The 13,029-nt window shown below is 71.2% G+C and carries 14 protein-coding genes; 10 read left to right on the top strand and 4 right to left on the bottom strand.

Annotated elements, in window-relative coordinates; all coding sequences use genetic code 11:
- Positions 1 to 37 precede the first annotated feature (37 nt).
- On the bottom strand, positions 38 to 877 hold the full coding sequence (locus tag AB0N68_RS13255) for a DUF3097 domain-containing protein (protein ID WP_187663770.1): 840 nt from the start codon (positions 875 to 877) through the stop codon (positions 38 to 40).
- Positions 878 to 999: 122 nt separating this feature from the next.
- On the opposite strand from AB0N68_RS13255, the gene AB0N68_RS13260 reads away from it, so the two are divergent.
- The 4 genes from AB0N68_RS13260 (at position 1,000) to AB0N68_RS13275 (ending at position 5,139) form a co-directional block, all read left to right on the top strand.
- Complete coding sequence (locus tag AB0N68_RS13260; protein WP_313366681.1) at positions 1,000 to 3,030, top strand: TPM domain-containing protein; 2,031 nt, start codon at positions 1,000 to 1,002, stop codon at positions 3,028 to 3,030.
- Positions 3,031 to 3,089: 59 nt separating this feature from the next.
- On the top strand, positions 3,090 to 3,833 hold the full coding sequence (locus AB0N68_RS13265) for a PspA/IM30 family protein (RefSeq protein ID WP_187663768.1): 744 nt from the start codon (positions 3,090 to 3,092) through the stop codon (positions 3,831 to 3,833).
- 62 nt (positions 3,834 to 3,895) lie between these two features.
- Positions 3,896 to 4,699 (top strand): arginase family protein, encoded by an 804-nt coding sequence (locus AB0N68_RS13270; protein WP_313366680.1) that lies wholly within the window; start codon positions 3,896 to 3,898, stop codon positions 4,697 to 4,699.
- Positions 4,696 to 5,139, top strand: coding sequence for a Fe-S oxidoreductase (locus AB0N68_RS13275; RefSeq protein WP_313366679.1), 444 nt, complete (start codon positions 4,696 to 4,698; stop codon positions 5,137 to 5,139). Before AB0N68_RS13270 ends, AB0N68_RS13275 begins: the two co-directional genes overlap by 4 nt.
- Position 5,140: 1 nt before the next feature.
- On the opposite strand, the gene AB0N68_RS13280 is transcribed toward AB0N68_RS13275, so the two are convergent.
- From AB0N68_RS13280 to AB0N68_RS13290, 3 genes are read right to left on the bottom strand one after another with little or no spacing between them, the layout of a single operon-like run.
- A complete protein-coding gene (locus AB0N68_RS13280) occupies positions 5,141 to 5,611 on the bottom strand; it encodes an SIP domain-containing protein (RefSeq protein WP_313366678.1) in 471 nt (156 codons plus the stop codon).
- A gap of 33 nt (positions 5,612 to 5,644) precedes the next feature.
- On the bottom strand, positions 5,645 to 6,379 hold the full coding sequence (locus AB0N68_RS13285) for a tyrosine-protein phosphatase (RefSeq protein ID WP_313366677.1): 735 nt from the start codon (positions 6,377 to 6,379) through the stop codon (positions 5,645 to 5,647).
- Positions 6,376 to 6,852 carry a carboxymuconolactone decarboxylase family protein gene (locus AB0N68_RS13290; RefSeq protein ID WP_292796748.1) on the bottom strand — a complete coding sequence of 159 codons (477 nt, stop codon included), beginning with the start codon at positions 6,850 to 6,852 and terminating at the stop codon, positions 6,376 to 6,378. Before AB0N68_RS13290 ends, AB0N68_RS13285 begins: the two co-directional genes overlap by 4 nt.
- Positions 6,853 to 7,029: 177 nt before the next feature.
- On the opposite strand from AB0N68_RS13290, the gene AB0N68_RS13295 reads away from it, so the two are divergent.
- From AB0N68_RS13295 to AB0N68_RS13320, 6 genes are all read left to right on the top strand, one after another.
- Entirely contained in the window at positions 7,030 to 7,947 is a 918-nt protein-coding gene (locus AB0N68_RS13295) for an alpha/beta fold hydrolase (RefSeq protein ID WP_363332904.1), read from the top strand.
- A 92-nt stretch (positions 7,948 to 8,039) separates the two neighbouring features.
- Entirely contained in the window at positions 8,040 to 9,557 is a 1,518-nt protein-coding gene (locus tag AB0N68_RS13300; protein ID WP_363332906.1) for an ABC transporter substrate-binding protein, read from the top strand.
- Between the two features lie 16 nt (positions 9,558 to 9,573).
- Positions 9,574 to 10,524 carry an ABC transporter permease gene (locus AB0N68_RS13305; RefSeq protein WP_313366674.1) on the top strand — a complete coding sequence of 317 codons (951 nt, stop codon included), beginning with the start codon at positions 9,574 to 9,576 and terminating at the stop codon, positions 10,522 to 10,524.
- Positions 10,521 to 11,390 (top strand): ABC transporter permease, encoded by an 870-nt coding sequence (locus AB0N68_RS13310; RefSeq protein ID WP_313366673.1) that lies wholly within the window; start codon positions 10,521 to 10,523, stop codon positions 11,388 to 11,390. The genes AB0N68_RS13305 and AB0N68_RS13310 overlap by 4 nt, the downstream gene beginning before the upstream one ends.
- Positions 11,387 to 12,178 (top strand): ATP-binding cassette domain-containing protein, encoded by a 792-nt coding sequence (locus AB0N68_RS13315; RefSeq protein ID WP_187663759.1) that lies wholly within the window; start codon positions 11,387 to 11,389, stop codon positions 12,176 to 12,178. Before AB0N68_RS13310 ends, AB0N68_RS13315 begins: the two co-directional genes overlap by 4 nt.
- Entirely contained in the window at positions 12,175 to 12,963 is a 789-nt protein-coding gene (locus AB0N68_RS13320; RefSeq protein WP_313366672.1) for an ABC transporter ATP-binding protein, read from the top strand. The genes AB0N68_RS13315 and AB0N68_RS13320 overlap by 4 nt, the downstream gene beginning before the upstream one ends.
- Positions 12,964 to 13,029: the final 66 nt, after the last annotated feature.

Raw genomic sequence — 13,029 nt, forward strand, 5'->3', positions numbered from 1 at the left:
CCAGGGTAGTCGCCGGCGGTCCCGCGGCCGGACGCGGTCACCCCGCGGGCGCGGTGACGAAGTCGATCAACTCCTCCACCCGCCCGAGGAGCGCGGGCTCGAGGTCGCGGTAGGTCGTGACCTTCGACAGGATGTGCTGCCAGGCCCTCGCCGTGTCGGCCTGGGTCTCGTGCGGCCAGCCGAACGCGCGGCAGATGCCGGTCTTCCAGTCGACGCCGCGCGGGATCTCGGGCCATGCCGCGATGCCGAGTGCCCGAGGGGTGACGCACTGCCAGACGTCCACGAACGGGTGGCCCACGATGCGGACGTGCCGGCCGTGCGGGCCGCGGGCGACCGCCTCGGCGATGCGGGACTCCTTCGACCCCGGCACGAGGTGGTCGACGAGGACTCCGTACCGCCGTCGCGCACTCGGGGGCTCAGCGGCGAGGAGCTCGTCGAGCAGATCCACGCCCTGCAGGTACTCGACGACGACGCCCTCGACGCGCAGGTCGGCGCCCCACACCTTCTCGACGAGCTCGGCGTCGTGCCGCCCCTCGACGAGGATGCGGCTGGGCAGCGCCGTCCGCGCCCGCTGATCCGCCACCGCGAAAGATCCGGAGGCCGTGCGACGGGGTCCCTGTGCGGACGCCGCCGGGGCGGCGAGGCGGACCGGAGCTCCGTCGATGAGGAAGCCGCCGCCGAGGGGGAACAGGCGCCGCCGCCCGAGCCGGTCCTCGAGCTCCACGGTGCCGCCCTGCACCTTGGTCACGGCGCCGCAGAACCCGTCCGCCGCGACCTCGACCACGAGATCGACCTCCGCGGGCACCTGCGGCACCGGCTTCGCGCCGCGCTCGCGCCAGCCCGCCGCCAGCACGTCCGATCCGTACCTGTCGTCCATGCCTTCCAGCGTATGTGCCTCCGCTGAGGGCGAACGCCGAGACGCGCGCGAGTGCTGTCGCGTGTCGTACCCAGTGCATAGACTCGACACATGGGGCTCGGCTGCCGGTCGGAGGGAACACGATGACGAAACGGTGGCTGACGCTGGGTGCTCTGGCCCTCGCGGTCGCGACGGGTGCGCTGTCCGCCTCGGCGGCGTCCGCGACCGATCCGCTCACGCTCGACTCCGGGTACGTCACCGATCAGGCCGACATCCTCTCCCCCGCCGAGGAGGAACAGGTCGAGTCGCGCCTGCAGGAGCTCACCGACAACTCCTCCGCCGACCTCTTCGTCGTCCTCGTCGACGACTTCACCGACCCGAGCGACAGCGTCGACTGGGCCGATCAGGTCGCGAACGACAACCGGCTCGGCCCCGAACAGTACCTGCTCGCGATCGCCGTCGAGGGCCGCAGCCTCTACATCTCCGCGGACTCCTCCGGACCGTTGAGCGACGGGCAGCTCGCCGCCATCGAGGACGCCATCGCCCCGCTCGCCGGCAGCGGCGACTGGGTCGGCGCCATCACACTGGCCGCGGACGAGATCCAGGGGGACGGCGGAGCCGGAGCGCTCCGCGTCACGCTGATCATCGTCGGGGTGGTCGCGGCCGCCCTGCTGATCTGGCTCGTCGTGGCCCTGGTCCGTCGCTCGCGCCGCAACGCAGCCATCCGCGAGCGGGGCGCCATGCCGGAGACCCCGGACCCCGCCGATCCGTTCTCCACGCTCACCGATGCGCAGGTGGAGCAGCAGGCCGGCGCCGCGCTCGTCCGCGCCGACGACGCCATCACCTCGAGCCGGGAGGAGCTGGGATTCGCCGTGGCGCAATACGGCGAGGGCGCGACCGCGGAGTTCTCCCGCGCCATCGACGAGGCGAAGGCGAAGATCGCCGAGGCGTTCGACCTCCGGCAGAAGCTCGACGACGAGATCGAGGACTCCATCCACGACCGGCGCGCGTGGCACATCCGCATCATCCGGCTGGCGGACGAGATCGACGACATCCTCGACGACAACACCGAGGCCTTCGACGAACTGCGCAAGCTGCAAGAGAACGCGCCGCAGGAGCTGGAGCGCGTGCGTCGGGAGCGCGACCAGCTGATGCCGCTCCTCACCTCCGCCGCACCCGCGCTCGCTGCTCTCTCCGGAACGTACGACCAGAGCACGCTGGCCACCGTGGCGGACAACCCCGCGCAGGCTCAGGAACGTGCGGCACTGACGGATCGCTCGATCGATGCGGCGGCTCAGGCCCTGGCCGCCGGCCGCAGCGGAGAGGCCGCCTTCGCGATCCGCACCGCCGAACAGGCGGTCGCACAGGCCGAGCAGCTCGTCCAGGCGATCACCGCCCTCGGCGCCGAGCTGTCCGCCATCGAAGCGCAGGCGCAGGCCCTCGTGGCGGAGCTGGAGGCCGATGTCACCGCAGCATCGCAGCTCCCCGATCCGACCGGCGCTCTGGCCGCCGCGTCCGGCGCTGTCACCGCGCAGTTGCGGGCGGCGCACCAGGATCTCCTCGGCACGCCGCGGAACCCGCAGCGGGCCCTGGACGCGCTCACCGCTGCGAACGCCCAGATCGACGGCGCGATCGCCCAGGGGCGGGAAGCCGTGGACCGCGCGCGTCGCGCACAGCAGCTCCTCGAGCAGACGCTCGCCCAGGCCGGGTCGGAGATCCGCGCTGCGCGCGACTTCATCGAAACGCGTCGGGGGACGGTGGGTTCCACCGCCCGCACCCGGCTCGCTGCGGCGGACGCCGCCCTCACCCAGGCGCTCACCCTGCGCACGACCGAGATGGAGCGCGCCCTCGCCGAGGCGCAGCGCGCCCTCGGTCTCGCGCGCGAGGCCACATCCGCGGCGGAGGCCGACCTGCGCGCGTACTCCCCCGGCGCCTACGCGGACGACGGCTGGGGCGGAGTCTTCGGCGGCTCCGGGTCCCGCTCCACCGGCTCCGGCATCGGCGGGGACATCCTCGGCGGGATCATCGGCGGACTGCTCGCCGGCGGCGGGGGCGGCGGCTCCTCGCGGCGCAGCAGCGGCTGGCGCTCCTCGGGCGGCTTCCGCAGCTCCGGGTTCGGCGGCGGCGGATCCCGCGGTGGCGGACGAGGACGGTCCGGAGGTCGACGCTTCTGATCCCTCGCACAGACACATACGCCAAGCTCTCGAAGACGCCCCTCTGAAAGGAACCACGCATGACCAAGCAGTCCATCTTCGGACGGATCTCCACCCTCGTCCGCGCGAACATCAACGCCCTCCTGGACTCTGCGGAAGACCCGCAGAAGATGCTCGACCAGCTCGTCCGCGACTACACCAACAGCATCGCCGACGCCGAGTCCGCCATCGCGGAGACCATCGGCAACCTGCGGCTGCTGGAGCGCGACCACGAGGAAGACGTGCAGGCGGCCACCGAGTGGGGCAACAAGGCCCTCGCCGCCAGCCGCAAGGCCGACGAGATGCGCGGCTCGGGCAACAGCGCTGACGCCGACAAGTTCGACAACCTCGCGAAGATCGCCCTGCAGCGCCAGATCAGCGCCGAGCGGGAGGCGACGAGCGCCGAGCCGCAGATCGCGGCTCAGACCGAGATCGTCGACAAGCTCAAGAGCGGCCTGAACGGCATGAAGGACAAGCTCAACGAGCTCAAGAACAAGCGCAGCGAGCTCCTCGCCCGCGCCAAGGTCGCCGAGGCGCAGACCAAGGTGCAGGACGCGGTCAGCTCGATCAACGTGCTCGACCCCACCAGCGAGCTGGGACGGTTCGAGGACAAGGTCCGCCGCCAGGAGGCTCTCGCCCAGGGCAAGGCGGAACTGGCCGCCTCGAGCCTCGACGCCCAGTTCGAGAGCCTCGAGGACCTCGGGGAGCTCACCGAGGTCGAGGCGCGCCTCGCCGAGCTGAAGGCCGGCGGCAGCGCGCCGCGGCAGGCGCTCGAAGGCAACTGACCCCGTCGCGGATGCCCGGGCGCACGCCCGGGCATCCGCCGTTCCGTCTCCGGGAGGTCTCCATGGTGCGTTTCCTCGTCGTGCCGCAGTGGCAGGGTTCACCCGCCGCCCGCGCGATGCTCCTCGTCGACGGCGCGTCGGCCATCGCGGGCGATCTGCCGCGTGCGGCGACGACCGTCCTCGACGTCCCCGTCGAGGCGGGGGAATCGCTGGGCACGGGCGTCCGACGACTCAGCGCGCTCGCGCGGACCCGGGAGCTCGTGGCCGGGCATCTCGAAGCCGGGACCGTGCTGATCGGCGGCGACTGCAGCATCACCGTCGCCGCACTCGACACGCTCCCCGGAGGCACCGACGACCTCGCGGTGGTCTGGTGCGATGCGCACGCCGACCTGCACACTCCGGACACATCGCCCTCCGGCGCGTTCTCCGGCATGGCGCTGCGCGCCGTTGTCGGTGAGGGAGAACCGCAGCTCGCCCTCTCCCCCGGCATTTCCCGAGACCGTGTCGTCACCGTGGGCGTCCGGAACGTGGACGATGCCGAGACCGACGACTGGGGCCGCCTCCGGAACCTCGCGGTGACCGATCTGGACGATCCGGGCGCGCTCGCCGACGCCGTGCAGGACACGGGCGCCCAACGCGTCTGGGTGCACATCGACGTCGACGTCCTCGACCCCGCGACCTTCAGCGGGGTATCCGCTGCCGTCCCCTTCGGCGTCACTCCGACGTCTCTGAGCACGGCGATCAGAGAACTGCGGGCCCGCGTCCCCTTGGCGGGGGCGACCATCGCGGGCTTCGCACCCCGCACGCCCGCCGACGCGGTCGACGATCTCGGCGCGATTCTGCGCCTCGTCGGAGCCGTCGCATGAGTGCCAGGGCGGGCTGGGAGACGATCGCGGCGGAACGCCTCGCCCGCGGGCGCCGGGCGGATCGCCGCATCCCCTCGTTCCTGCTGCGCTCGCCGATCAGCCGACTGGGCTACCTCTGGGGAACGGCCGTCGGCTGGATCTGGGGCACGCTGTGGAGCACCGGTCCGATCGAACGGCGCGGCGGACTCTGGGTCTTCCGCGGCATGCCCCGGTGGACCTTCCACCGCGGCGGCGTCTGCGTCGGCGGGTGCTTCCTCACCGGCGACGCGCGGCCGACGGACGCGGTGCTGCGCCACGAGGCCGTCCACAAGCAGCAGTGGTTGCGCTACGGCTTCCTGATGCCGGTGCTCTACCTGTTCGCGGGACGGGACCCGCTGCGCAACCGCTTCGAGATCGAAGCAGGACTGGAAGACGGCAACTACGTGCGCCGCACCCGCTGACTCAGCTCTCGACGGGAAGCAGACCGAAGCGCTCCGGCACGCGGATGCGGTGCGCGGCGACGCCGAGGCGGTCGGTGAGGTGCTCGACGATGTCGGCCGTGCCGAGGTAGCCGCCGAGCAGTGTGACGTGCGTCTCGACCTCGTCATCTAGCAGCATCTCGTCAGCCCATGCGCACGTGGCTCGGGCCAGCGCCTGACCCGGGGTGCAGCCGCGCCCGCTGCCCGGGGCTCCGGAGCGCGCCGAACGCGCGAGCCAGGTGACCGTCATGCGGCCCGGCGCATGGATCACGCCGATGTCGGAGGCATCGGGAACCTCGATGAAGATGCGACCGGACGCACAGAGCGGGAGAGTCGCGAGGAACGCCTCGAGGTCGAGCAGCGAATGCTCGTCGGCGGTGACCAGGTGGTGTGCGCGACGGCGCGCCGCGCGGCGTGCCGCACGCGTGCCCCGGGTGTCGAGCGTGGTGTCCATGGTGATCCCATCGTACACCAAGCGAAGGCTTGCCTAACCTTCGGCGGCGGCATCCTCCGACACGGGCTCGACGAGCGCATCGCGCAGAGCGGCGAGCTCGTCATCCGTCATGCCGTTCGCGTGCAGATAGCCGGCGGCCGACCCCCACCGTTCGTCCACTTCCGCGAGCAGCCGACGCATCACCTCGGCCGGTGAGCGGGTGGCGAGATCCACGGCGTGCACCGCCTCGGGATGCTGCGACCGCAGGTACGCGGCGATGCGCCGTGACCGTTCGGCCGGCAGCTGCGACTCGGTGAGAGCGTAATCGGCGATGACGGCTTCCCTGTCGGCGCCGACCGCCGAGAGCGCCAGCGCGACCGTCACCCCCGTGCGGTCCTTGCCCACGGTGCAGTGGACCAGCGTCGGCTCCCCCGCGGCGATCACCCGGACGGCGGCGACCAGCCGCTCGCCGCTCTCCTCCAGAAGATGCAGGTACAGGTCGTCGAGACTCGTGTCGGACTCGAAGAAGGAGCGCACCGACCCGAGGAACAGCGGAAGGTGGGTCGTCTCCGGGCCCTCGATCTCGCTCGGTTCCGCGGCGACCTCCTCGCCGTCGCGGAGGTCGACGATGTGGCGCACCGCCGACCGCAGGCGCGCGGCGCCCTTCGTCGTCGCCGTGGAGAGCTGACCGGACCGCAGCAGAACGCCGTGGCGGATGCGTCCACCCGCCACGGGGATCCCGCCGACGTCCCGGACGTTGGTCACGCCCTCGACGTCGAGGACCGTCACGCGCCCGCCTGAGAGCCGCGCGGGGGCACCGGGTAGCGCCCGGCGATGACGATGCGGTTGAAGGCGTTGATCGACACGCACGCCCAGCTCAGCGCGGCGTACTCCTTCTCGGTGAAGACGCTCCCCACCAGGTCGTAGACCTCGTCCGAGATGCCGTCCTCCGCGATGAAGGTGAAGGCCTCGGCCAGCTCGAGGGCGGCACGCTCGCGATCGCTGAACACACCGCTCTCACGCCACACGGCGATCTGACTGATCGTGTCGGCGTCCAATCCGGCAGCGACCGCGCGGTCCACGTGGATCCGCGTGCAGTAGCTGCACCCGTTCAGCTGCGAGCAGTGGATCATGACGATCTCCTTCAGCCGATCGTCGATCCCGTTCTCGGCACAGATCGTGCCGACCGTCTTCGAGAAGGCGTCGAGGGCCTGATAGGCCGCAGGCTCCGTCTTGGACAGGTGCACGCGCTGTTCGGTCATACCCCCATGATATTCCGGCGAGTGCGCGGGAGAGCGGCACCCCGAGGGGAGGTCGAAATGCAGATCGACAAGCATGCTGCGCAAAATCCGAGCTGAACGCACACCGGATACCGGTACTGAATTGTCGATGTGCTCTCGCATTTCCCGTGGCGGCGATTTCGGGCGCAGAATAGCCGCGTGGCGATCGACAGCAGCGAGTTCTCCTATCTTCCCGCACAGGCCGATGCTCTCGGCGTCCCGCTCCCGACGGTGGAGCGACTGACCCTCCCCCTTCCCGACGGCCGGTCCGTCAGCGCGCTGCGCTTCGGCACCGAGACCCCGCGCATCACGCTCCTGCACGGCGCGGGGCTGAACGCCCACACGTGGGACACGACGGCGCTGGCGCTCGGACAGCCGCTCCTCGCGATCGACCTCGCCGGCCACGGCGACTCCGCCTGGCGTGACGATGCGGACTACTCCCCCCGCACCCTCGCCGCGGACGTGGTCGCCGCGCTGGACGCATGGACGTCCCGGCCGCAGGTGCTCGTCGGACAGTCTCTCGGCGGGCTCACCGGCGCCGCTGTCGTCGCGGCCCGACCCGACCTGGTTGCGGCGCTGGTCGTCGTGGACATCACCCCCGGCATCGATGTCTCCGCCGGCCCCGCCGCCCTGCGCGAGTTCTACGCCGGCCCGACGGACTTCGCCAGCCGTGCGGAGCTCGTCGACAAGGCGATGGCCCTCGGATTCGGCGGCACCCGCCCCGAGACGGAGCGCGGCGTCTTCCTCAACACGCGCGTGCGTGCAGACGGGCGCGTGGAGTGGAAGCACCATTTCGCGCACCTCGCGGCGACCGCGCTGGCCGCTCACGACCCCGGCACCGCGGCGGCCCCCTCGGTGCTGCACGAGACCGGCTGGGATGATCTGGCGGCCGTGGCAGCGCCCGTCACGCTCGTCCGCGCCGAGCGCGGCTTCGTCAGCGCTGCCGATGCGGAGCAGTTCCAGCAGCGGCTCCCCGACGCCCGCGTCGTGGTGCTGGACGCCACGCACAACGTGCAGGAGACGGCACCTCGTGACCTCGCGGCACTCGTCGCCTCCGCGGTCACGGCCGGAATATGACGTTCCGTTCCGCACCCGCCCCGCATACCTCTGCCCGACCCTAGGCTCGTCCCACCGGCACACAGCACCTGCCGCACCGAGAGGAAACTCCCATGTTCCGACGTCATCGACGCCTCGCGCTGATCTCCGCGCTCGCGGCCACCGCCGTGATCCTCAGCGCCTGCTCCGGCTCCGCCGAGCCTGCCCCGTCCGCGGGCGGCGAGCCCGACCCCGACGCCACCCTGCACGTCGGTCTCGTGCTCGAACCCACGAACCTCGACATCCGGCACACCAGCGGCGCCGCTCTCGAGCAGGTCCTCATCGACAACATCTACGAAGGACTGGTCAGCCGCACGCAGGAGAACGAGATCGTCGAGCGGCTCGCCTCGGACTACGAGGTGTCCGACGACGGCCTCACCTACACGTTCACCCTCAACGACGGCATCACCTTCCACGACGGCTCGCCCCTCACCTCCGCCGACGTCGTGGCGTCGTACGAGACCGTCCGCACCGACACGACGGTGCAGGGCAACGCGGAGTTCGCGTCCGTCGCCTCGATCTCGGCCCCGGACGCCACGACCGTCCAGATCGCGCTGTCGGAGCCGAACCAGAACTTCCTCTTCTCGCTCACCGGCCCGGCCGGCCTCGTCTTCAAGAAGGGCGACACCACCGACCTCAAGACCGCGGAGAACGGCACAGGGCCCTTCACGCTCACGCGCTGGAACAAGGGCAGCACGATCACCTTCGCCCGCAACGACGAGTACTGGGGCGAGCCGGCCGGCGTCGCCGAGGTCGAGTTCCAGTACATCCCCGATTTCACGGCCGGAGTGAACGCCGCTCTCGCCGGCGACGTCGACGTGCTCACCGCTGTGGACCCCAACCTTGCTCCCCAGCTCGAGGACTCGGGCGACTTCACACTCACGACGGGCCGCACGACCGACAAGGCCACGCTCGCCTTCAACAACAAGAAGGCCCCGCTGGACGATGTCCGGGTGCGAGAGGCCCTGCGCCTGGCGATCGACCACGACGCGCTCATCGAGGCCGTCGGCGCCGGCACCACGCTGTACGGTCCGATCCCCGAGCTCGACCCCGGCTACGAGGACCTCTCCGACGTCATCTCCTACGACCCCGACCGGGCGAAGGAGCTGCTCGCCGAGGCCGGCCAGGAGGATCTCGACCTCACCCTGACAATCCCGTCGTTCTACGGCACCACCGTGCCGAAGGTCCTCATCTCGGACTTCGACAAGGTCGGTGTGAACCTCGAGGTCGACTCCGTGGAGTTCCCGACCTGGCTCGAGGACGTCTACACCAACAAGGACTACGACCTCAGCTTCGTCCTGCACGTCGAGCCGCGGGACTTCGGCAACTTCGCCAATCCGGACTACTACTTCGGCTACGACAACGCCGAGGTGCAGGACCTCTACGCGCAGGCGATGGCGGAGGTCGACGCGGACGCCTCCGCGAAGCTCCTCGCCGAGGCGGCCCGCATCGTCTCCGAGGACCACGCGGCCGACTGGCTCTACAACGGCCAGACGATCACCGCCGTGAGCCCGCTCGTCAGCGGCTTCCCTGAGGACTCGATCAACTCGCGCATCGACCTCGCGGGTGTGACCGTCTCCGCGGCGAGCTGACGACGGCCGACTCCCCGTGCTGCGTTACGCGCTCGTCCGAGGGGCCCTGCTGATCGCGGGGCTCCTCGTGTCGAGCGCGCTCATCTTCCTCACGCTGCGGGTCTTCCCCGGCGACGTCGCGCAGCTGATCGCCGGCACGCAGGCCTCGCCCGCCGAGGTCGAGGCCCTGCGGGAGTCACTGGGCCTGAACCAGCCCCTGCTCGTGCAGTACACCGACTGGATCGCCGGCATCCTCCGGGGCGACCTCGGCACGTCGTTGCTGTCCGGCGCATCCGTCGGCGAGGAGCTCCTGCTGAAGGCGCAGGTGACCGTCCCGCTCGGGATCATGTCGCTGGCGATCGCCGTGCTGATCGCCGTCCCCTTCGGGATCCTCGCCGCCCTGCGGCGCGGCCATCGCGACGGTACCGCGCTTAGCGTCGGCGCGCAGGCGCTCGCGGCGGTGCCCGTCGTCTGGGCGGGCATGATGCTGATCGTGGTGTTCTCCGTGTGGCTCGGCTGGCTGCCGCCCCAGGGCTTCCCCCGCACCGGATGGTCCACGCCGGGCAGGGCGATCGAGGCGCTGCTGCTGCCCGCCCTCACCATCGGCATCGTCGAGGGGGCCATGCTCATGCGCTTCGTGCGCAGCGCGACCCTGCAGGCGGCCGGGCAGGACTTCGTCCGCACCGCGGCCGCCAAGGGACTGACCAAGACCCGCGCCCTCATCCAGCACGGCATCCCCGCGGTCGGGCTCTCCATCATCACGGTCCTCGGCCTCCAGGTCGCCGGGATCATCGTCGGCTCGGTCGTGATCGAACAGTTGTTCACGCTTCCGGGCATCGGCCGCATGCTCGTGACCGACGTCGGCACCCGGGATCTCGTCAAGGTGCAGAGCGAGCTGCTCGTGCTGACCGGCTTCGTGCTGGTGGTCGGCGTCCTCGTGGATCTGCTGCACCGGGCGATCGATCCTCGACAGCGGGAGGCCGCATGAGCGCGCGCTGGTTCCCCCGGCTGTGGCGGACCTCGACCGGTCGCTTCGGGCTGATCGTCATCGCCGTCGTCGCGCTGGCGGCCGTCGTGTCGCTTTTCTGGACGCCATTCGACCCGCGGGCCTCGAACATCGGCGACCGCTGGCTGCCGCCGAGCTGGCCGCACCTGCTCGGCACGGACGACACCGGTCGCGACATCCTGAGCCTGCTCATGGCCGGGGCGCGGACCACTGTGTTCGTCAGCGTGGGCGCCGGACTCGTCGCGACGCTCGTGGGCATCGCCCTCGCCGCCCTCGGCGCCCTGACCACCCGCATCGTCCGGGAGACGGTGGCCGTGCTCGTCGACATCCTCATCGCCTTCCCCGTGCTGCTGATCGCGATGATGATCTCGTCGGTGTGGGGCGGTTCGCTCTGGGTCGTGATCTGGGCGGTGGGGATCGGGTTCGGCGTGAACATCGCGCGGGTCACGCGTCCGGAGCTGCGCCGCGTACAGCAGAGCGACTTCGTGCTCGCGGCGCGCGCGTCCGGCCTCACCCCCGCGCAGAACCTCGTCCGTCACCTCCTCCCGAACGTGGCGCCGGTGTTCATCGTGCAGCTGTCGTGGTCGATGGCCGTGGCCGTCCTCGCGGAGGCCGGCCTGTCCTACCTCGGGTTCGGCGCTTCGGTCGTGGAACCCAGCTGGGGGCTGCTGCTCGCCGATCTGCAGCGTTACATCGGTGTGCACCCCCTCACGGTGATCTGGCCCGGACTCACCATCACCCTCACCGTGCTCGCCCTCAACCTGCTCGGCGACGGGCTCCGCGAGGCCACGGATCCCACACTGCGGCACCGCGCCGCCGAGACGCACACACCGGCGGTGGTCGCATGAGTCTGACGGTCGAGGATCTCGTCATCGAGATCGACGGACGGCGCGTCGTCGACGGCGTGTCGTTCCAGGTGCCCGACGGCGCGCGCCTCGGCGTGATCGGCGAGTCGGGCTCCGGCAAGTCCCTCACCGCGCTCGCCGTCCTCGGGCTCCTGCCGGACGGGGCGACAGCGCACGGGAGCATCCGCTGGGACGACACCGAGCTGATCGGGATGCCGGACCGCGATCTCGCCCGGCTGCGCGGCGACGACATCGGCATCGTCTTCCAGGAGCCGCGGACCGCGCTCAACCCGATCCGCACCGTCGGCCGCCAGATCGCGGAATCCATCCGCATCCACGAGGGCCTCGGGCGGCGCGAGGCGCGCGACCGGGCGATCGCCGAAGCCGCCCGCGTGCGGCTTCCCGACCCGGAGACCATCGTCGACCGGTACCCGCACCAGCTCTCCGGAGGTCAGCGGCAGCGCGTGGCGATCGCGATGGCCCTCGCCTGCCGTCCGCGGCTGCTGATCGCGGACGAACCCACGACCGCCCTGGACGTGACGATCCAGGCGGAGATCCTGTCGCTGCTGCTCCGGCTCGTGGCCGACGAGGGCATGTCGCTGCTGTTCATCACGCACGACCTCGCGGTGCTGTCCCAGGTGGCGACCGCGGGCGTGGTGCTGGAGCACGGTCGCGTCGTCGAGAGCGCCCCGGTGTCGCGGCTGCTGACCGCGCCCTCCTCGCCGGTCACGCAAGGCCTGCTGCGGGACGCGACCGCGACGCTGTGGCGTCCCGACGGAGGCACGGCATGAGCCTGATCGAAGCACGAGGGCTGCGGCGGGACTTCGTCCTGCCGAAGCGGACGGCGTTCGAGCACGCACGGCGGCAGACGGCGCTGGAGCCGACCGACCTCGACGTCCCCGAGGGCGCCTCCGTCGGGATCATCGGCGAGTCCGGATCCGGGAAGTCGACCCTCGTGCGGCTCCTGCTCGGGCTCGACCGTCCGACCGCGGGGAGCGTGTCGATAGACGGCCGGACCGTCGATGCCACTGCCTCCGCACGATCGCTGCACTGGTTGCGCCGGCAGACCGGACTCGTCTTCCAGGACCCCTACGCGTCCCTCGACCCCCGGATGACGGCGGGGCAGATCGTGCGGGAGCCGCTGTGGGCACTCGGCATCGACGGAGATCATCGCGCCAGGGTGCGAGAGGTCATCGCCCAGGTCGGCCTCGACCCCGAGATGGGCGACCGCTACCCGCACGAGTTCTCCGGCGGGCAGCGGCAGCGGATCGCCCTCGCCCGCGCGCTCGTCCATCGTCCGCGGATCCTCGTCGGCGACGAACCGCTGTCGGCGCTGGACGTCACGGTGCGCGCGCAGATCCTCGAGCTCCTCGCGGAGCTGCGGGTCGCGGACGAGTTCACGCTGCTGCTCGTGTCCCATGACATCGGTGTGGTGCAGAACCTCTGCGACACGGTCGTCGTCATGAAGGACGGCCGCATCGTCGAGCGCGGTCCGACCCGTGACGTCCTTCTCCACCCGTCGGCGGACTACACCCGCACGCTGCTCTCCGCGATCCCCGTCATCCCCGACGCCTGATCGTCGACCCACCCCCTTGCGTGCCTCCCACCCCGTTGCGCGCGTCCGCAAGGGGCCGGGGCGCAC

The organism is Microbacterium meiriae (assembly GCF_040685015.1).
Taxonomy (GTDB): domain Bacteria; phylum Actinomycetota; class Actinomycetes; order Actinomycetales; family Microbacteriaceae; genus Microbacterium; species Microbacterium meiriae.